Below are 20851 nucleotides of genomic sequence, written 5' to 3'. Positions count from 1 at the left end.
GCTTTTTTAGTATCTGTAAATGGTTGAACATAGCTAAGCTAAGAGTATAGCTGAGCTAAAAAATGGGTAAGCCAAAACCGTCAACATCATTGTTTGTGCTTTTCTTCAACAAGCGCCAATGCAGATTTTAGCTGGTTAGTAATATCATTTTTATCATAATTACGAATATCATGAAAATTTAAATGCAAATTAAACCCAGGTAAACTAAAGTCCACCCAATCGGTTTGCTCTATAGATTCGCTGTTGGGTTCGAGCAATTCCCACACATTCATGGCATCTTGAAAGCCCTTAAACTTAAGTTGCCCCACGGCTTGGCAATGATGGACATGACCAATTAAATTAAACGTGCTTTCGCTGATCAAAATTTGATTGTTTTGCGCGGCAGTTTCAAGGCGAAAGGCAAAATTGGCCTCTTTTCCAACCACGGTATAGGTCATACGATTGCGGCTGCCAAAATTACCGACATAACAATACCCTGTATTGATACCCATACGTACATGCAGCCCTTCAAAACCGAGTAATCGCCACTGGTGGCGCAGTACTTCCATCTCACGGCGCATCTCGATGGCCATACTGGCACAAGCAATCGCGTTATCACGGTCATTACCACCCATATCGCCGAAATAGCACAATAACCCATCACCCAAAAACTTATCGAGGGTCGCCCCATATTTTTGGCTCACTTGGGTCATACGGTCAAGGTAAGTATTTAAAATATTGGCTAAATGGTCGGAGCTAATATGATCCGACAAATCGGTAAAGCCAACAATGTCCGAAAACAAAATAGTTAGCTTGCGACGTTGATTAATGACTTCAACCTTGGTGTTATTTTTGACAATGGGCTGCCAAATCTGGGGCGGCAAAAAACGGGTTAATTTATTGGTTACCTTGACTAAGGTATCAATCCGTGCCTGCTGCTGCGCAAGCATTTGATTTTTTTGGCGTAAGCGAACTACCATGGACCAAATATGATAACCAACAATCAAGATATCGGTAAATACGATGACAAAATTTAAAATATCTTCTTGCTTGGCCGACAAACTAATGGCAGGTAATAAAAAGTGCGCGAATATCAGACTAAGTAGACCTACTGCTACGGTTAATAATACCAACGAAACAGTATGTTTGGTGTCTGAAAAAATCAGGCGAATTAAAATCAACAACCATAACGCAAGGCTTGGGATATAGTTAAACTGCAACATACCCGTTGCCAACGCCATCAGGGTTAATACACTGGCCGAAGTAATGTAGTGATGGGGACGGATAACACTCAACGTAGTGACAATAACGCCCGCTACCAACAGCAAAATACTGAGCGTATGATAAATAGGCGGTACATCAAGAGAGGTTAAGGTAAGCAATAAAATAAAAAATGCCGCCAGTTCAATGAATTTCGGAATTTTTAGATTGGTCGAAAGACCTTGAATGGATTCACGCAATTTAGTTCGTCTACCTCATAGTAAATTTTTTTAGACGTTCATTTGCCAATCAAATGGCATATCACGATGACCCCGCAGTGCCATCATCAGTGTCTGCTGCATATGGCTGAGCACCTCAGGGGTATAGGGGATGGCTGGATTGCCCCATACGGGATTGGGCCAAGCAATGTCATTTTGGTAGCGCACGATATGATGAAAATGCAATTGCGGTACTTGGTTGCCAAGCGCGGCGATGTTCATTTTGTCGGCTTGAAAAGTTTTGGCAAGCTGACTTGATAGCCAGCTAGATTCACGTAAAAATTGGGCTTGGTCACTGGCGGACAGTTCATATAATTCTTTGATACCGGGTACACGCGGAATTAGAATCAACCAAGGAAATTGACAGTCGTTCATCAAGCGGCAAGTAGATAACGGAAATTCGCCCACCAAAAAAGTATCTTTTGCTAGTTGTGGATGTAAATTAAACATAATAACTCAATGCATTTAAAAGTGTTTTTGGAATTTAAAACTGATAAAATCAAATAATGCGCGTATTTTAGCAGTTATACCTACAAGACGAAATACTTTATTCAGAATAAGCGCATTGCAATTTAGGATTTCTTAAAACATAAATCAAGGCCGTTTATTTAGCCTAACTATGTTTTAGCGTTTTAAAAATTTTGGGAAGTTTATGCAGTTGTCAAAGTCTCTTAACCAATGTCAGCGTCATGCTGATGCACCATCTTTATACCGCCGTTGTTTTATGATGGCATTGTTTGCCTTGCTCATGGTTATCACCAGTGTCAAACCCACCACGGTATGGGCGGCTGATAGCAGCAAATCAGCCAGTAGTGCCAACAGCACGGCAACCCCACAAGATACCTTTGGGCGTGACACCCCGCGCGGCAGCGTGCAAGGCTTTATTCAAGCCTTGGCAAAAAGTGATTGGATGCTCGCGAGCCGTTATGTGGATTTAAGTTCTACCAAAGACCCCAGTGGCACGCTCGAATCTTTAAAATCGGCACTCGATAGCGGCGGACGCATCAACGAGCAGCTACAAATTAGCAATGACCCTACCGGCAATCTCGATGACAAACTAGCGCCCAATCTCGATAAGGTCGGGGAGATCAACAATCCCACCGCTGACAAAAAGAGTATCGATATCTTAATGCAGCGTGTCAAACAATCTAACGGCACCAATATTTGGCTGATTTCACAACAAACCTTGCAAGAAGTTGCGTCGTTATCACTCGTTACCCAGCCGACACTAGTAGAAAAGTATATTCCCAAACAATGGATTGAGAAAGATATTAAAGGCTATAGTCTTGGGCACATTGCGGCAGTGATTGCGCTCATGATAGCAACTTATCTCGCCTGTCTATTGATTAGCCAAATCTTATATATGATTATCACGCGAATTTATCTAGCGACCCACCCAGATAAAGAAAAGCAATTTCCGATTGATGGACGCGTGGTTGTGCCTGCCGCAATGGTGCTGACAGCGGTGATTATCAAAGAAGCCATGATTTTGGTGGGTATTAATTTGGTTGTGCGCAATATGGCGTCCAACCTTGCCGATATTTTATCTTGGGTATCCATGGTATGGTTGATTTTACGTATTTTGGATTTGATTTTTAAACGTGCAGAAAACTATGCCAGCAATAACCATCATCCAGAGCGGCTATCTGTCCTAAATCTGCTGCGAAAAGTGGTAAAATTGATTTTGATTGCGATTGCGACCATTGTGATTTTGGGTAATCTAGGCTACGACTTAACCACAGGTATTGCCGCATTGGGGATTGGTGGTGTGGCGTTGGCGTTGGGTGCACAAAAAACGGTTGAAAATTTAGTCGGCAGTGTATCGGTCGTTGCTGACCAGCCTGTCAATGTGGGCGACTACTGCCGCTTTGGCACGCAAGAAGGTACGGTTGAAGACATTGGTATCCGCTCCACCCGTCTGCGCACCACCGATCGCACGGTGGTAACGATTCCCAATGGTAACTTCTCATCGATGAGTATTGAAAATGTCTCACAGCGCGATATGTTTCATTTTTCGCAAGTGTTCTATATCTCGCGCGATAGCGACATCGATAAATTACGTGAATTTATGGAGCAAACACAAATTTATATCACCAATCATCCGGACACCAACAGTGTGTGGAATCAAGTGCGTATCTCTGGCACTCAGCAAGACGCTTATCTGGTTGAAGTGCGATGCTATCTCAATGTGAAAGGGGCGATGGATTTTAATCAAAAACAAACTGATATGATTTTAAAAATCGCGGAGATGATGAAAGAAGTGGGTCTCAAAAATGCGTTACCGACCAGCCGTGTGATGATGGGCAAACCGATTGATATTACCTATTCAAATTTTGCTAATACTGTACCTGTGAAAGATAAAGTGGCGGGGTCAGAAAAACTGGCACAATCGGACAAGCCTGATACCAAGCCTTAGTGACTCATAGTTTTGACATTGGTTTTTAAATCTGAGTTTGAATTTGAATTGGGCAGGGTGGTGGCAGGTATCGCATCACCCAAGTCAACATAGACAGGAATCGGACTGTCGTATGTTTGCGGTAAAGAAGCACACGAGGTAAGGTTCATCAGTAAAATGGCATAAACAATCAACGGGTTTTTCAAGTTCAAATATCCTATGTAAGAAAAATTTCTAGGCTTTTAATAATAAAAGCCTAGATGTTACATTGAAATAATTTAATTAATCAATTTAATGGGTTATGCCATTTTTGTTTGTATTTACTGAACATAAATCACTGAATAAAAAACTAGGGATAATCCATCAGTATTATCCCTAAGTACTCTTTTATAAAGTACAAGCCCCGCCAGCACAGCCATTTTCTAGGTCGTCTTGGGCATCATTTGCGCCATCACGGGTGTTATGATAGTACAGCGTCTTAACGCCCAATTTGTACGCCATCAACAAGTCTTGAATCATCACCTTCATCGGTACACGGCTATCTTCAAACTTGGTTGGGTCGTAGTTGGTATTGGCTGAGATGCTTTGGTCAATGAATTTTTGCATAATCGCTACTAGGCTCAAATAACCCTTGTTATTTGGCATTTGCCATAATAGCTCGTATTGATCTTTGAGCTTATCAATCTCAGGTACCACTTGTTTTAAAATACCGTCTTTTGATGCTTTGACAGATACCAGACCGCGAGGTGGCTCAATGCCATTAGTTGCGTTAGCAATCTGGCTAGAGGTTTCTGATGGCATCAAGGCGGTCAAGGTTGAGTTGCGAAGACCGTGGGTTTTGATATCGTGACGCAGTGCTTCCCAGTCAAGTTGAAGCGGCTCATTACAAATCGCATCAATATCTGCTTTATACGTATCAATCGGTAAAATACCTTGTGAATACGTGGTATCGCCAAATGCAGGACAAGCACCTTGCTCTTTAGCCAGTTTATTGGACGCCACCAACAGATAATATTGTAGGGCTTCAAAAGTGCGATGGGTTAAACCCAGCGCCGTAGGATCTGAATATTTGGTACCGTTTTTGGCAAGATAATAGGCATAGTTGATGACACCAATACCCAGCGTGCGGCGTTTCATAGAGCCATTTTTAGCAGCGGTGACAGGGTAGTCTTGGTAGTCAAGCAAGGCATCTAGCGCACGCACGATCAGTTCCGCTGGCTCTTTGATGTCTTCTAATTGATTGATTTCACCCAAATTAATGCCTGATAACGTACAAAGGGCGATTTCACCGCTTTCATCATTGATGTTGTCAAGCGGTTGGGTCGGTAGCGCGATTTCCATACATAGGTTGGATTGGCGAATTGGCGCGACACTTGGGTCAAACGGACTGTGGGTGTTGCAATGGTCAACGTTTTGCACATAGATACGACCCGTGCTGGCACGCTCTTGCATCATCAGGCTAAACAACTCTTGCGCCGGCACACTGCGTTTGCGAATAGATTCATCTTGCTCATATTGCTCATACAAACGCTCAAACTCGGCCTGATCAGCAAAGAAAGCATCGTACAAACCTGGTACATCCGATGGTGAAAACAGGGTCACGTTTTGATTTTTAATCAAACGTTGATAGATGGTTTTATTGATTTGTACGCCATAATCCATATGGCGAACACGGTTGTCTTCCACGCCGCGGTTGTTTTTGAGCACCAGCAGATTTTCCACTTCTAAATGCCAAATCGGGTAGAACAAGGTCGCTGCACCACCGCGCACGCCGCCTTGTGAACAGCATTTGACGGCAGTTTGGAATAGTTTGTAAAAAGGAATACAGCCGGTGTGCTGCGCTTCACCGCCACGAATTGGGCTACCTAATGCGCGAATACGACCCGCATTGACACCAATACCGGCACGCTGTGACACATACCGCACGATGGCACTGGTGGTGGCATTGATACTGTCTAAGCTATCATCACATTCAATTAGTACACATGAGCTAAACTGACGCGATGGGGTACGCACGCCCGACATGATTGGCGTTGGTAGTGAGATTTTGAAAGTGGACGTGGTGTCATAAAAGCGCTTGATATAATCTAATCGCGCCGCCTTATCATATTGTTTGTCGTAACTGGCAAACAGGCACATACCGACGAGCATGTACAAAAATTGGGGGCTTTCAAAGACTTGTTTGGTGACGCGGTCTTGCACCAAATATTTGCCTTCCATTTGTTTGACGGCGGCATACGCAAAGCTCAAATCACGGTTGTGGTCAATATAGTCATTGAGTATATCAAATTCTTCTTTGCTAAAGTCTTGCAAAATATGCGCATCGTAACGACCTTCTTGGGTCAGTTTGGTGACATGGTCAAACAAATGCGGCGGCTCAAACTGACCAAATGCGATTTTGCGTAAATGAAAAATTGCCAATCGCGCTGCCAAATACTGATAGTCAGGTGTTGCTGCAGAAATCAAATCCGCGGCTGATTTAATGATGGTCTCATGGATGCTTTTGGTGGTGATTTTGTCATAAAACTGGATGTGTGAGCTGATTTCTACTTGCGAAACAGACACATTATCGAGCCCTTCTGCTGCCCACTCGATGACTCGGTGAATCTTATCCAAATCAATTTTTTCCAAACGCCCGTCGCGTTTTTGCACGAGGATATCTTCAGTACGAGTCATAATACGTTCCTTTTTTTACCTGTTTATCAACGTCATATCTGTATGTATTAAAAAGGCGCTGAGTGAGAGGTGGTGAGATAAAAATGCCAAGTAAAACAGCTAACCGAAAGTATAGTGAGTGTGTGTGCCGCTTTTAAATATCGCTTTTGAGCCAAAGCTACATCACGTATGTAGCATCGCAAAGTCATTGCCGTATTATTGCAAGGTCTTGCAAAAAACTACTATATCTAGGGGTTGTTTTATTATTTCGCACAATATAGCGTAAAAAAATTTGTAATTCTAGCTTGTATTTTTTTCAATTTTTTGCCTATTTTTCTGCAAAAATCCTAGACGCTTGATTTTATTAGCAGTTCATCAAGTCAAGCAAAAAGATAAAAAATTTGTAATTGTTGAAGTCAGATGGATTCATGAATGCGTAGTCATTGTCATAAAAATTTGAAAAATTTATGCTATAGTCAAACTTATAGTCAAACCATAAAAACGATTTTTTAATCTTGGTTTTTATGAAATTAATCAACAAGAACAAAAGGACGGACAATGACAACTTTTAGTAATTTTACCTATGAGGAATTAACTATCGGGCAAACTGCCAGTATGACCCGGCAAGTGACCGCAGATGATGTCAAAGCATTTGCGCTTGTTACCCATGACTACAACCCTGCGCATCTCGATGATGAGTATGCCGAGCAAAGCCAGTTTAAAGGCGTGATTGCGCATGGTATGTGGACAGCAGGTCTATTATCAGCCTTGATTGGTACCAAATTTCCAGGCTTAGGGACAATTTATCTGAACCAAAGTTTGTCTTTCCGTCGTCCTGTGCATATCGATGATACTTTAACCGCGACCTTGACCGTGAAAAGTAAAGACGATAGCAAAAAATGGGTGGTGTTAGATTGCCAAGTGACCAATCAAGACGGTAAAGCAGTAGTGACAGGCGAAGCACAAGTAATTCCCCCTACTGAAAAGAGCAGCCGTGAAGCGGTCAAATTAGAAGATTTTACCCTGCGTCAAACTTTTTCAGAGTAATTAGTCGGTATAAAATAGACAGCATTGAAGTGTTCCGCTTATTGACGACAATTATTTGCTACAATAAAGCCAAGAGATTCTTTGGCTTTTTTTATAATTTTTGATAGCAGATAAACCATGAAAACATTAACCCCTGAACAACAACAAATTTTAGCCAATGTCAAAATGCCGGACGATTGGAAGCACGCCTTGGCGACAGAACTAACGAGCAGCAATATGGATAAGATTCGCCAATTTTTGCGAGAACAATATCATGCGCAAAAAGTGATTTATCCCTCAGGTAGTCAGATGTTCAATGCGTTTAATTTGACGCCTTTGTCGCAGGTTAAAGTAGTGATTTTGGGTCAAGACCCGTACCATGGCGCAGGACAAGCGATGGGGTTATCTTTTTCTGTGCCCAAAGCCATCCCCAAACCGCCGAGTCTACAAAATATTTTACGAGAGCTTGCCGCCGATTTGGGTATCGCCCCATCAAAACATGGCGATTTGACCCATTGGGCGACCCAAGGAGTGCTGCTACTCAATAGTATGTTATCTGTAGAAGCAGGGCAGGCGGGCAGTCATCAGCGTATTGGCTGGGAAACGTTCACTGATGCGGTGATTGAGGCAGTTAATCAGCACTGCGAGCACTGTGTCTTTATCCTATGGGGGAGTTACGCGCAGAAAAAAGGCCGTTTTATTGATACATCTAAGCATTTAATCATTACAGGCACGCATCCATCACCGCTTGGTGCCAATCGGGGTGGTTTTTTTGGCACCCGTCCTTTTTCCAAAGCCAATGATTATCTGATAGCCCACGGCAAAAGCCCGATAGATTGGCAGTTGCCACAGTAGTTTGGGTGGTATCATAATGAGTGCAAGTGAGCATGACTATTATAAAAGCGGCTTTTATGACAGCGATGACGCCTTTATGCAAGCGGCGCTTGACGTTGCAGCCGAGGGCGGACAGCTGGGGGAAGTGCCAGTGGGCGCGGTGATTGTGCATCAAGGCACCATCATAGCCAAAGGCTACAATCAACCGATTTTAAGTCATGATGCCACTGCCCACGCCGAAATAGTGGCAATAAGGCGAGCGTGTCAATATTTTGATAATTACCGTCTGCCAGCGGATTGTGAACTGTTTGTCACGCTTGAGCCTTGCACCATGTGTCTAGGAGCGATTATTCACGCCAGAGTATCACGCTTGGTGTTTGCAGCGACAGAGCCGAAAGCAGGCATGATTGTCAGCCAGCAGGATTTTAGCCAAGTGACGTTCTATAATCATTTTTTGACCGTAGAACAGGGGCTAATGGCTGAGCAAAGTCGCGCGTTATTGCAGGATTTTTTTCGCCATCGCCGTGAGCAAAAAAAACAAATGCGCCAGCAGTTAAGGACAAACCAATAACCAATGAGTCTCTCAAAACCATTCTTTAAAATAAAAACCATTGGATAAAAAAAGGCAACCCATCGGCTGCCTTGTTTGACGCAAAAAACAGTTGGATTTTTAGACTAAAGCATGTTAGAGAATGTCATGACGCTTTTGGTGTTAATGCTTTTGGCGTTAAACAGTTACGCTGCATCAAAAAGCCTTGCCAGCCAAAAAAGCTAAAGTTACGGATATTGGCATGGTTTGTACCTTTTGGCTCTGCTTTAACACTGTCATAGTGCTCAGCAAACAGTTTTAGCGTATCTTGTTGGGTCAAATGGTTGAGTAGCGCAAAGCCAAACACTTTTGCACTGCCTTCATTTTCGCCAGCCGCATTATGCACTTCGCCATTGTTAAACTCAGTTGGGCGATAGTCATAGTAACTATCGATGATAGCTAGCACGGAAGCAAAATCTAGCGATTTGTTTTCTAGTTTAGCTAATAGTTTTGATAGTTCTAGCTTATCAATAGCGCTCATAGTTACTCCAAAAGTCAAAATAGCGACCGTCATTAACGATTAAAATAATCGTCCTCAAACGGATCAAAAGCTGGGTTAAAATTATTGTTGGTCTGACCAAAACCGCGGTTTTCCACACGGTTTTCTAAATGACGCATTTGCTGACCGCTGTTGCGTGGTTGAGAGGGTTTACTGCGCTCTTGGGGAAAGGCCTCATGACTGGCTGCCCCAAAACCACTGCGGTCTTGACCCATTCTATCATGGGCGGCAAAATCGACTGGGTGATTCTCATAACCCATGCGTTCATGCCCAGTCCGTTCATGCAGAATTCTTTGATAAATCTCTTCACGGTGTACGGCAATGTCTTTTGGCGCATTGACGCCCAGTCTGACTTGGTTACCTTTTACACCCAGTACGGTGACACTGACTTCGTCACCTATCATTAACGTTTCGCCAACACGGCGAGTCAAAATTAACATGCGTCACACTCCTTATGTCGCAACAAGTACCATCAATGTCCTGTGATGATTCAACGATAAATTAGCTAAATTCGTCAAATATATTATCATGTATCATTGCCCAATGATACGTTAAAGACAGACTGCAAAGGCATAATTTAAGCGAACTCATTATGCTTGGCGGCTATTTGCCAACAGTCAAAATAGGCATTGAGGGGTCAGTTGCGTTTGTGCCCAATAAACGAGATGCCATTATAAACGAAATGTTTAAGTAAAAAAAAGGTTAACACCCGCAAAACGCAGATATTAACCTTGTTTTTGTGGAGAATTACAAATTTCTTATAATCCAGCAACCTTGCTTTCACCGTCTTCACGGTCAAGACCAAAAGCAGTATGTAACGCTTTAACCGCTTTCTCCAGTTGTTCTTCTTGAATCAGTACCGAGATTTTGATTTCGCTGGTAGAAATCATTTGGATATTGATGTTGTTTTCTGCCAGTGTTTCAAACATTTTGCTTGCCACGCCTGCATGTGAACGCATACCAACACCTACCAGTGATACTTTAACCACATTGTTGTTGCTCACGATTTCTTTGCCGCCAATCTCAGCAAGATTGTCACCCAAAATCGCTAGGGTTTTATCAAAGTCACCACGATTAACGGTAAAGGTAAAGTCGGTCAATCCGTTTTCTGCGATGTTTTGGATAATCATATCGATTTCGATATTGGCAGCACTGATCGGGCTTAAAATCGATGAGGCAATGCCCGGGCGATCAGGTACTGCTAAAATAGATACTTTAGCTTCGTCACGGTTAAAGGCGATGCCCGAAATAATTGGTTGTTCCATGCTGTCTCCCTCATCGGTGGTAATTAATGTACCTACATTCTTTTTAAAATCATCATCAAATTTACCATCGGCGTTTTCATCAAAACTGGATAAAACACGCAGTGGTACTTGGTATTTTCCGGCAAATTCAACCGAGCGAATTTGCAACACTTTTGAGCCAAGGCTTGCCATTTCTAGCATTTCTTCAAAGGTAATTTTTGATAATTTTTTGGCTTTTGGTGTCACCCGTGGGTCAGTAGTATACACGCCGTCGACATCGGTATAGATTTGACATTCATCGGCAGATAGGGCAGCAGCCAGTGCAACGCCTGTGGTGTCCGAGCCACCCCGACCTAAGGTGTTAATGTCACCTTTTTCATCCACCCCTTGGAAACCCGCCACTACAACTACCATACCAGCATCGAGTGCGGCGCGAAGCTGACTATCATCGATATGTTGAATACGGGCTTTGGTATGACTATCATCGGTACGAATCGCCACTTGTCCGCCCGTCATTGACTTGGCGCTCACACCAATTTCATTTAATGCCATAGCAAGTAAAGAAATTGATACTTGCTCACCGGTTGACACCATTTGGTCGTATTCACGAGCATTCGGTTCTTTACTGATTTGACGTGCCAAATCAATCAAGCGATTGGTCTCACCACTCATGGCAGAGACGACAACCACCACTTGATGACCATTGTCATGCCAACGTTTGACGCGCTGTGCCACATTTTTGATACGTTCGACACTACCCATCGACGTACCACCGTATTTTTGTACGATTAAAGCCATTGTCAATACACCCTATAATATCGTGCACGTTGTTTGCCATCGCTATCCAAGACTTGCCATACCAAGTGCCTGATGGATCGCTTAGCAGATTGTTTACAATGTCACGAAACGTAAATTAAACGGTACTTTATACCATATTTCCCAATTTTGGGGCAAGGCAAAATTGCCAAAAATCCCCAAATGACTGGCGTAAAATTGCAGGGTTATCGTGAACCAAAGGTTATCAGTTTAGGCAATCGGTTGTAGGGGTAAGGTTATAGCGCGTTGCACGGCAGGACGGTCATGCAGGTTTTTTGCCCAGCGTTGTAGATGGGTGTAGTTTTGCACTTGTAAAAACTCGCCAGCGTTATACAATTTGCCCAGTGCCAACTGACCATACCATGCCCAAATCGCGATATCCGCGATACTGTAGTCATTACCTATCATAAACGTGTGAGTCGCTAAATGTTGATCGAGTAAATCTAATTGGCGTTTGGTTTCCATGGTAAAGCGATTGATAGCATATTCAAACTTCTCTGGGGCATACGCATAAAAATGCCCAAAGCCGCCACCGACATACGGCGCAGCGCCCATTTGCCAAAACAGCCATGACAAACATTCGGCACGTTTGGCGGTGTCTGCTGGGATAAACTGCCCAAACTTTTCGGCAAGGTATAGCAAAATAGCGCCTGATTCAAACAGTTTAATCGGTGGATTAACGCTGTTATCCACCAGTGCAGGAATTTTAGAATTGGGATTGATGGCAACAAAATCTGAGCCAAATTGGTCGCCATTCATGATGTCGATTTTGAAGGCATCATACTGTGCGCCTTCAATACCGAGCTCTGCCAATTCTTCAAGTAACATATTGATTTTGATACCGTTTGGGGTGTTAAGGCTGTAAAGCTGCAAAGGGTTGTTACCAATCGGTAAATGTTGCTCGTGGGTCGCTCCTGCGGTGGGGCGGTTGGTACTGGCAAATTTGCCACCGTTTTGGCTATCATTTGTCCAAATTTTGGGGGGCTGGTAATGATTGTCCATGATGTTTCCTTGTTGATTATAAGTTTTTTAAAGCTATAAGTGTGATTTAAAGCTTCGTTGGTTGATAAGATGTCAGATGTGATTATGGACACGACTATAAATGCGATTATAGAGACGATTATACACAATGTGCTTTAGGCTTTATGATACCGAATGTTTGGCTAAAGTAAACGGCGCTTTGATTAAGCCTGATTAAACTCATGCCTTATATAGCCGCATAAATATAGCCGCATAAAAAAATAACCCCATAAAAAAAGCCGAATAAGTCATTCGGCGTTTTTTTAGGGATAGTTTTAATTAGGCAAGTCGCTCAGCCAACCAATTTGGTAGCGCTTCTAATACGGCTGGCAATCCTGCGACATCACTTGCGCCGCCTTGGGCAAAGTCAGGTTTACCGCCCCCTTTACCACCAAGCTGCTCGCTTAAGTGTTTGATGATATCACCCGCTTTGATTTTGCTGGTTAAGTCTTTGCCGACACTGGCAGTCAGGGCAATTTTATCGTCAGCTACGCCCGCGAGCACCACGATGCCATCATGCAATTTTGACTTCATGTCATCGGCAATCGTGCGTAATGCTTTACCATCCATGCCTGGTAAGCTTGCAATCAGCACTTTTTGTCCATTGATATCTTGCACGTTGTTGATTAAGTCTTTGGCTTGGCTGCTGGCCAATTTTTGCTGCAAACGCTCAAGTTGTTTTTCAAGGTCGCGTGTTTTGTCGGTCATTTGATTGACACGGTCGGCGATTTCGTCGCGTTTGGCTTTGAGCTGACTGGCAAGTTGATTGAGCTGTTTTTCACCTTGCTGCACATATTTGACTGCGCCCATGCCTGTCACCGCTTCGATACGGCGAATGCCTGCCGCGATACCTTGCTCACTGACGATTTTGAATAAGCCGATATCACCCGTGCGTTGTACATGCAGACCACCACATAGCTCGATTGAAAAAGGCTTGCCGTCTTTATCTATCGTACCCATCGACAATACGCGAACCGTGTCACCATATTTTTCACCAAACAGTGCCATCGCGCCTTTGTCTTGCGCTTGCGTCATGCTGAGCATTTCTATAGTGGCAGGTTGGTTGGCAAGGATTTGTTGGTTAACGATGTTTTCAATGGTGATAATGTCTTGCTCAGTCAAGGCTTTGTCATACGAGAAGTCAAAACGCAACACCTCACTATTGACCAATGACCCTTTTTGGGTGACACCTGTGCCAAGATGCTCACGAAGGGCGGCGTGCAGTAGGTGAGTGGCGGAGTGGTTTTTGGCACTCATGGCGCGTACTTGGCTTGCCACGCGCGCTTCGCTTGACTGACCCTGGCGAATACTGCCCATTTTAACCACGCCATAATGAATGATGGCTTGACCAGATTTTTTGGTGTCCTGAACTTCAAATACGCCAGTTTCGGTTTGGATGTCACCCAATTCACCCGCTTGGCCACCGCCTTCAGCATAAAAAGGCGTTGCCGATAATACGATGACCCCTTCATCACCTTCTTGCAATTGTTCAGCAGATTTGCCCTCAAGGTATAAATGGGTGATAGTGCTGCTGTGTTCTGCTTTGTCATACCCCAAAAATTCAGTGGCACTGTCAACTTGAATCAATTGGTTGTAATCAACGCCAAATTTACCCGCTTCACGGGCGCGAGCGCGTTGCTGCGCCATGCCTTGTTCAAAACCGGCTTCATCAATGCTGATGTCGCGTTCGCGCACGATATCGGCAGTCAAATCGGCAGGGAAACCATACGTGTCATACAGTTTAAACACCGTTGCACCCGATAAAGTATCGCCAGATTTTAAGCTATCTAATTCTTGTGATAGCAGTTTGAGACCTTGTGATAAGGTTTTGGCAAATTGTTCTTCTTCTTTTAAGATGGCTTGCTCAATGTTGGCTTGCTGTTCACGAAGCTGTGGGTAGGCATCGCCCATGATTTGGGCAAGTGGCGCGACGAGCTTATAAAAGAAGTTGTCATTAGCACCTAATTTGTTGCCATGACGAACCGCGCGGCGGATGATACGACGCAGCACATAACCGCGACCTTCATTGCTTGGCAGTACGCCATCTGCAATCAAGAAGGAAACCGAGCGGATATGGTCGGCAAGTACTTTGAGTGATGGCTCAGACTGTAAGTCGATATCGTTTGGCAAGCCAATCACTTGCGCCGCGTGCTGCATGAGATGGGTAAATATATCAATTTCATAGTTGCTATGCACGCCTTGCATGATGGCACTGATACGCTCTAAACCCATTCCGGTATCGACACTTGGCGCAGGCAGTTTTTCAAGAGTGCCGTCTTTTTGGCGGTTAAACTGCATAAAGACGTTGTTCCAAATCTCGACAAAACGGTCGCCGTCTTCTTCAGGCGTACCTGGCAGACCACCCCAAATATGCTCGCCGTGGTCATAAAATACTTCGGTACAAGGACCACAAGGACCTGTGTCACCCATTGCCCAAAAATTATCTGACTGGTATTGACCGCCTTTATTATCACCAATACGGATGATGCGTTCGACAGGCAAGCCCACCACGTTATGCCAAATATCAAAGGCTTCATCATCGGTGTGATACACCGTCACGTAAAGTTTATCTTTGGGTAGTCCAAGCCACTGATCCGATGTCAAAAACTCCCAACAAAATGGGATGGCTTGTTGTTTAAAATAATCGCCAAACGAAAAATTACCGAGCATCTCAAAAAACGTATGGTGACGCGCGGTATAGCCGACGTTGTCAAGGTCATTGTGTTTACCGCCTGCGCGCACACATTTTTGCGACGATACTGCACGTTTATAATCGCGTTTGTCTATCCCTAAGAACACATCTTTAAATTGGTTCATACCGGCATTGGTGAATAGCAGGGTAGGGTCATTGTGTGGGACTAGGCTCGATGATGCCACTGGGGTATGACCATTTTCGGCAAAATAATTGATAAAAGCTTGACGTATATCGGCTGAAGAAAACGGACGGCTCACAGCGGCTCCTTAAGATATTTCAAAATTAAATTTGGCATATATTATCAAAAAAATGTAAACATTGTATTTTAGCAGAATTCATTCGATGTGGATAATGCTTTTATAGATAGCACCTTTTATAAACCGTACCTTTTAACAGCCATACTTTTTATAAAATGCACATTGAATCTAGAACCTTGGGCAAAAGTATGAGGTTTGCAACGTTTTTCATGGGGATAAAAAAAAGACCGATAAGTACCATCGATCTTTTTTGATAATTCTTTTTTGACAATTTTTTTATAGCAATGTAGTTTGGAGTAAAAAATTACCGCTCTACTTGACTGACATCACGTACCGCGCCTGTATCCGCGCTAGTAGTCATCGCTGCATACGCCCGCAAGGCGGCTGACACTTGGCGCTCACGATTGACAGGTTTCCAAGCTTGGTTGCCACGGCTCACCATCGCTTCTCGGCGTTTTTCAAGTTCGGCAAAATCAATCGCCAAATGAATCGAGCGATTAGGGATATCAATCTCGATGGTATCGCCGTCATTGACCAAACCGATGGTACCACCTTCAGCGGCTTCTGGGCTGACGTGACCGATGGATAAACCCGACGTACCCCCTGAAAAACGACCATCGGTAAGTAGCGCACAGGCTTTACCTAGACCTTTTGATTTTAGGTAAGAGGTCGGATACAACATCTCTTGCATACCAGGACCACCTTTTGGACCTTCATAGCGAATCACCACGATGTCACCTGCGACAATTTGGTCTGCCAAAATGGCAGCCACGGCATCGTCTTGACTTTCAAACACACGGGCACGACCGGTAAATTTTAGGATGCTGTCATCCACGCCCGCTGTTTTGACCACACAACCACGTTCAGCGATATTGCCAAACAATACCGCCAAACCACCGTCTTGTGAGTAGGCAAATTCTTTGCTGCGGATACAGCCAGATTCGCGGTTGACATCAAGATTGGACCACGCATTGTTTTGGCTAAAGGCTTTCGTGGTGCGTACCCCACCTGGGGCTGCAATATAACGCTCACGTGCCTCGGTATTATCAGGATTCATGATATCCCATTGGCTAAGCGCTGCTTTAAGTGAAGCACTATGAACGGTGGGGACATCGGTTTGCAGCAGGTTTGCGCGATCAAGCTCGGCTAAAATTGCCATCACACCCCCAGCACGGTGCACGTCTTCCATATGATATTTTTGTGTCGCAGGGGCAACTTTCGATAGACAAGGCACACGGCGGCTTAGACGGTCAATATCCGCCATTTTAAAATCTACTTGCGCTTCATTGGCAGCAGCAAGCAAATGTAGAATCGTGTTGGTTGAGCCGCCCATGGCGATATCAAGGCTCATGGCATTTTCAAATGCCGCTTTGGTTGCAATTGAGCGTGGCAATACGCTGGCGTCATCTTGCTCATAATAACGTTTGGCAAGTGCCACGATACGGCGACCTGCTTCTAAGAATAAATCTTTACGTTTGGCGTGAGTGGCAAGTAACGAGCCATTACCAGGCAGTGATAAGCCTAAGGCTTCGGTCAAACAGTTCATCGAGTTGGCAGTGAACATACCTGAGCATGAGCCACAAGTTGGGCAAGCAGAGCGCTCGGTTTGTGCCACATCTTCGTCACTAATCAAGTCATCTGCCGCATCAATCATGGCGTCGACTAGGTCAAGTTTGCGAATTTTTTCACCCAATTCATTCATCACGGTTTCATGGGTGGTATGCCCATCGCCCAAGGTGGATGCCAATACTTTACCCGCTTCCATTGGACCGCCCGACACAAAAATCGTTGGGATATTGAGGCGCATCGCTGCCATCAGCATACCAGGGGTGATTTTATCGCAATTGGAAATACAAACCAGCGCATCGGCGCAGTGGGCATTGACCATATACTCCACGCTATCAGCAATTAAATCACGGCTTGGCAAGCTATAGAGCATACCCAAGTGACCCATGGCGATACCATCATCCACCGCAATGGTGTTAAATTCTTTAGCAACACCGCCTGCCGCTTCAATCTCGCGGGCAACCAGCTGACCCAAGTCTTTTAGGTGTACGTGCCCGGGTACAAACTGGGTAAACGAGTTGGCAATCGCGATAATCGGTTTGTTAAAGTCCTCATCTGTCATACCTGTTGCACGCCAAAGTGCGCGTGCACCCGCCATATTGCGGCCAGACGTGGAGGTTTTTGAGCGATATTGTGGCATGGTGGTTCCTTATTTCTAACAGTCAATACAAGTGATAAATTTAGCACTTAGTGTACTCTGTCTCGACCAAAAGGGCTAGTCATGGCTCATGATAGATAGTTATAATTGGTTTTAAAGAATGGCATATTAGCCACCCTTATCATTGCTATATCACGGCTATCATTCAGCCGTATCTATCAACATTATCTAATAAAAACTCATCAAAAGGATTTTATTTTGACCAATCCCACCTTAAGCATTACTGATGTCATCCGACAAAGTCTGGTATTTTTAAGTAAAGATAGCCTAAGCAAACATGATTTGAGCAAACAAGATTCAAGCAAAGATAAAAATGCCGCATCATCAAATCAACCGTTCACCGGGCTGATTATTGGTAATGACACGCAGTCGGTTTTTAGCCAAATACAAACCATTGATGAAACTATGGATCAAGCCGTGAGCTGGGAAGCGTTTGATTATCAGGATTTTATCGCACATCGGTTTGCCAAACGCTATGACTTGGCAGTGATAATATTATCAAACGATACTGCAATCGATACCCAAATCATTCAGCGCTGTCGCGACTTGTTTGCCAAGCATTGTTTGGTAGTGCAAAACTTATCCGAGCCGGCAACAGGTGTGGATGTAGCGAGCTTTGGTTTTAGCCGATTACATGAGCAGCCGATTGTGGAAAATGACCAAAGTCATCATGCAACCAGCTACCAAGTATGGCAATTTAATCTGTTTGACTATAAACATTTGCCAGATTGGTTTAATAGCAAGTTTTGGGCAAATCCTGAACTATGGAATAAATTTCGCTGGTAGCGGTTTTAGACAAAAATTTAAATATTATTGTTTTAGAAATTACTGTTTTAGACAGTTTGTGTTGTTATCACTTATCTTATAAAAGGTGATTTCTTAAGCTACTTGTTTAATCTAAAAATTAAACTGCTTTGAGAAAAAGTTGGCTAAAATTTACAGTAACACTGTTTACAAAAAGCGCGAGATTGATTTACTCTATCGAAAAGTAACAAAATAGGTAAACGCGTTAAATAATAATTTTTGAGGAAAGACTATGAAATTAACGATGCTAAAAGTAGTAAGCACTGCTGCAATGATGGCAACCATCGCCTTAACAGGGTGTTCTGCCAAACGTACCGACACATCTGAAGTAGTGGTTGCGCCGATGGGCGTTCCCGGTGGCGTAGGCTACTATAACGGGGGCGCTGTGGTAACAAACTCAACGTCAGTTATCACCGCCGCGGGTGCTAACCCAAATGCCGTGTATTTCGGCTTTGATAGCAGTGAAATCGACGCTCAAGGTCAAGCCGTGTTAAATCAACAAGCGCAATTCTTACAAGCCAACCCAAGCGCCCGTGTTGCTATTGCGGGTCACACCGATGAGCGTGGTAGCCGTGAATATAATCTGGCATTGGGTGAGCGCCGTGCCCAAGCCGCACAAGCCTACTTAGCTACGTCAGGGGTATCAGCTTCACGTATGGAAGCCATCAGCTATGGTGAAGACCAACCTGCCGATCCCGGTCATGACGAATCAGCATGGGCAAAAAACCGCCGTGCAGAAATTTCTTACTAAGTATTGCTTAGTGAGTAAAAGACAAACAAAAAAACCTGTTAATTCAACAGGTTTTTTTGTGGTTAACAGCAGCTTATTTTACCAGTTGTACGGTACCGTTGGCAGTAACCGTAATGGTGCTATCGCCCGCTTGGAAGTTTTGGTCAGCGACTTTAGCACTGGCGGCTTCTAGCATCATTACGCTGCCATACGCGCGCGGTGCACGATAATCGCCCCCTTGACTAAACTCCAACGAAACTAACTGATAGCCTTTTGCACCCCAAACAGGCAGCAGCGTTTGCGCTTGGCGCTGAAAGTTTTTGGAAGCTTCCATCATCAATTCTTGCTCGGTGGCTTTGCGCGCAGCATCAGACACGCTAAAGTCTAATCCATCAACCGTCATAAAACTTTGCAATTCAGCAATCAATTTGCTAGCGGCAACTGTATCGGTGCTTTTTAAATTCAAGCTTGCAGTCCCCGTCCAACCAATGATTTTTTGGTTTTTATCATATTGCGGATAGGTGGTTTGGTTGCCCGTACTGACTTGCACTTGTGGGTATTTTTTGGCGATGGCAACCGCTTGGTTCAACGTGGTAGCGATTTGATTAGCCACCTCACTGCTTGATTTGTTTTGCACAGTTTTGCTAAGGGTAGCATTGATTTGGTCATTGCTGACTTTTTTACTTGCTGAGGCAGCAAAGTTAAGCAAGCCGTAGTTTAAAGTATTGGTCATTGATGAGTTCGCAGGGGATGGATTCACAGGGTAGGTAGCGGCTGAAACACTGGTAAAAGGTAATAGCATCGCCATAGCAAGCAAGCTGGCTGCAATACGTTTGGTCATTGTAGGATTGGTATGGATTTCATGATTGGGATGATTGTTAGTCGCGGTGCTTAAGTGTGTCATAGTGTTTCCTATTGTTTTTTTCCTAGTTTTTTCTAGTGCTTCTTTATATGGGTTGGCATGAATCTTTTATTGATTAAAATACTGTACTAGCTCATTCAATATGTTGTTGAATAGGCATTATAAAATATTTTGTAACATTTACCGCGGAAGAATTGTAGAAAAAGGGTAAGAAGTTCGACAAAAATTTACCCAAATGTTGCTTGCTAATAGTTTAGCGTGTGAAAAAGTGAAATAAATACAAAAATTTGGTGTATAGGATAAAAATAGTTTGCATTTGGTCGCCAAATTCTCTAGAATACCGCTTCGGTAACCCCATTGGTAGCTTCGCAACTAGCTGCTGTGAACCCCGCCAGGACCGGAAGGTAGCAACGGTAGCAGCCAGCCAGTGTGCCGAAGATGTGCTAGTGGGGTTATCACTTTTTTAAGTAGGTGTTTTTGATGCCTATTTCACTTGGTAAGTTTTTTAATTGCGAAAGAAAACTGACCAATAATGACTCATATACGCTACCTAAACGCTAAGAGCAACGTCAATTTTCCAATTAATCTAGCTTATCCATCTGCCTATATATCAAGCGCACCATTGTAAGCGCTGATAATCTTCCGATGATAACCTAATATTTAGCATTGTATTTTTTTAAGCATTCTTGTGAATGCCGCGATACGAACTTTTTGATGGTTTTACTGTTTCAAAAGTTTTGATAA

16 protein-coding genes, 1 other RNA gene and 1 pseudogene are annotated in these 20851 nt (G+C 43.8%); 7 read left to right on the top strand and 11 right to left on the bottom strand.

Annotated features, from left to right (window positions below; all coding sequences use genetic code 11):
* Positions 1-86 precede the first annotated feature (86 nt).
* Positions 87-1439 (bottom strand): adenylate/guanylate cyclase domain-containing protein, encoded by a 1353-nt coding sequence (locus H9W84_RS07130; RefSeq protein ID WP_239742704.1) that lies wholly within the window; start codon positions 1437-1439, stop codon positions 87-89.
* A 30-nt stretch (positions 1440-1469) separates the two neighbouring features.
* Entirely contained in the window at positions 1470-1907 is a 438-nt protein-coding gene (locus H9W84_RS07125) for an HIT domain-containing protein (protein WP_036601311.1), read from the bottom strand.
* Positions 1908-2109: 202 nt separating this feature from the next.
* Between H9W84_RS07125 and H9W84_RS07120 the strand changes: the two genes are divergently transcribed.
* Complete coding sequence (locus H9W84_RS07120) at positions 2110-3873, top strand: mechanosensitive ion channel family protein (protein ID WP_239742702.1); 1764 nt, start codon at positions 2110-2112, stop codon at positions 3871-3873.
* Here H9W84_RS07120 and H9W84_RS07115 read toward each other — a convergent pair.
* Both H9W84_RS07115 and nrdA read right to left on the bottom strand, forming a co-directional pair.
* Entirely contained in the window at positions 3870-4058 is a 189-nt protein-coding gene (locus tag H9W84_RS07115) for a hypothetical protein (RefSeq protein WP_239742700.1), read from the bottom strand. The two genes, H9W84_RS07120 and H9W84_RS07115, sit on opposite strands and share 4 nt — an antisense overlap.
* A gap of 181 nt (positions 4059-4239) precedes the next feature.
* Positions 4240-6528, bottom strand: coding sequence for a class 1a ribonucleoside-diphosphate reductase subunit alpha (nrdA, locus tag H9W84_RS07110; RefSeq protein WP_239742698.1), 2289 nt, complete (start codon positions 6526-6528; stop codon positions 4240-4242).
* Positions 6529-7065: 537 nt separating this feature from the next.
* Between nrdA and H9W84_RS07105 the strand changes: the two genes are divergently transcribed.
* From H9W84_RS07105 to tadA, 3 genes are all read left to right on the top strand, one after another.
* Positions 7066-7554 carry a MaoC/PaaZ C-terminal domain-containing protein gene (locus tag H9W84_RS07105; RefSeq protein ID WP_239742696.1) on the top strand — a complete coding sequence of 163 codons (489 nt, stop codon included), beginning with the start codon at positions 7066-7068 and terminating at the stop codon, positions 7552-7554.
* Between the two features lie 117 nt (positions 7555-7671).
* Entirely contained in the window at positions 7672-8388 is a 717-nt protein-coding gene (ung, locus tag H9W84_RS07100) for a uracil-DNA glycosylase (RefSeq protein WP_239742694.1), read from the top strand.
* 16 nt (positions 8389-8404) lie between these two features.
* Entirely contained in the window at positions 8405-8938 is a 534-nt protein-coding gene (tadA, locus tag H9W84_RS07095) for a tRNA adenosine(34) deaminase TadA (RefSeq protein ID WP_239742692.1), read from the top strand.
* 124 nt (positions 8939-9062) lie between these two features.
* On the opposite strand, the gene H9W84_RS07090 is transcribed toward tadA, so the two are convergent.
* The 6 genes and pseudogenes from H9W84_RS07090 to ilvD form a co-directional block, all read right to left on the bottom strand.
* Complete coding sequence (locus H9W84_RS07090) at positions 9063-9437, bottom strand: HopJ type III effector protein (RefSeq protein ID WP_099808227.1); 375 nt, start codon at positions 9435-9437, stop codon at positions 9063-9065.
* A gap of 275 nt (positions 9438-9712) precedes the next feature.
* A pseudogene (csrA, locus tag H9W84_RS07085) lies at positions 9713-9895 on the bottom strand (carbon storage regulator CsrA); the annotation flags it as partial.
* A 318-nt stretch (positions 9896-10213) separates the two neighbouring features.
* Positions 10214-11497 (bottom strand): aspartate kinase, encoded by a 1284-nt coding sequence (locus H9W84_RS07080; protein ID WP_007115684.1) that lies wholly within the window; start codon positions 11495-11497, stop codon positions 10214-10216.
* Between the two features lie 228 nt (positions 11498-11725).
* Entirely contained in the window at positions 11726-12517 is a 792-nt protein-coding gene (gene yghU, locus H9W84_RS07075; protein ID WP_239742691.1) for a glutathione-dependent disulfide-bond oxidoreductase, read from the bottom strand.
* A gap of 297 nt (positions 12518-12814) precedes the next feature.
* Positions 12815-15487 carry an alanine--tRNA ligase gene (gene alaS / locus H9W84_RS07070; protein WP_239742689.1) on the bottom strand — a complete coding sequence of 891 codons (2673 nt, stop codon included), beginning with the start codon at positions 15485-15487 and terminating at the stop codon, positions 12815-12817.
* A gap of 304 nt (positions 15488-15791) precedes the next feature.
* Positions 15792-17693: a dihydroxy-acid dehydratase gene (gene ilvD, locus H9W84_RS07065; protein ID WP_239742687.1), complete on the bottom strand. Its 1902-nt coding sequence runs from the start codon at positions 17691-17693 to the stop codon at positions 15792-15794.
* A 105-nt stretch (positions 17694-17798) separates the two neighbouring features.
* Here ilvD and H9W84_RS07060 point away from each other — a divergent pair, with 105 nt between their 5' ends.
* On the top strand, positions 17799-18497 hold the full coding sequence (locus H9W84_RS07060; protein WP_420846651.1) for a DUF6231 family protein: 699 nt from the start codon (positions 17799-17801) through the stop codon (positions 18495-18497).
* A 250-nt stretch (positions 18498-18747) separates the two neighbouring features.
* Positions 18748-19266 (top strand): peptidoglycan-associated lipoprotein Pal, encoded by a 519-nt coding sequence (pal, locus tag H9W84_RS07055; protein WP_050325105.1) that lies wholly within the window; start codon positions 18748-18750, stop codon positions 19264-19266.
* 73 nt (positions 19267-19339) lie between these two features.
* Here pal and H9W84_RS07050 read toward each other — a convergent pair whose 3' ends face one another.
* The gene (locus H9W84_RS07050) at positions 19340-20149 is read right to left on the bottom strand and encodes an SIMPL domain-containing protein (RefSeq protein WP_239742681.1); all 810 of its coding nucleotides are present in this window, start codon (positions 20147-20149) and stop codon (positions 19340-19342) included.
* Between the two features lie 313 nt (positions 20150-20462).
* Here H9W84_RS07050 and ffs point away from each other — a divergent pair.
* An RNA gene (gene ffs, locus H9W84_RS07045) (signal recognition particle sRNA small type) lies at positions 20463-20559 on the top strand.
* The last annotated feature ends 292 nt before the right edge of the window (positions 20560-20851 follow it).

This window comes from Moraxella tetraodonis, assembly GCF_022359095.1.
GTDB lineage: Bacteria > Pseudomonadota > Gammaproteobacteria > Pseudomonadales > Moraxellaceae > Faucicola > Faucicola tetraodonis.
This window is presented reverse-complemented; position numbering and strand designations above follow the sequence as displayed.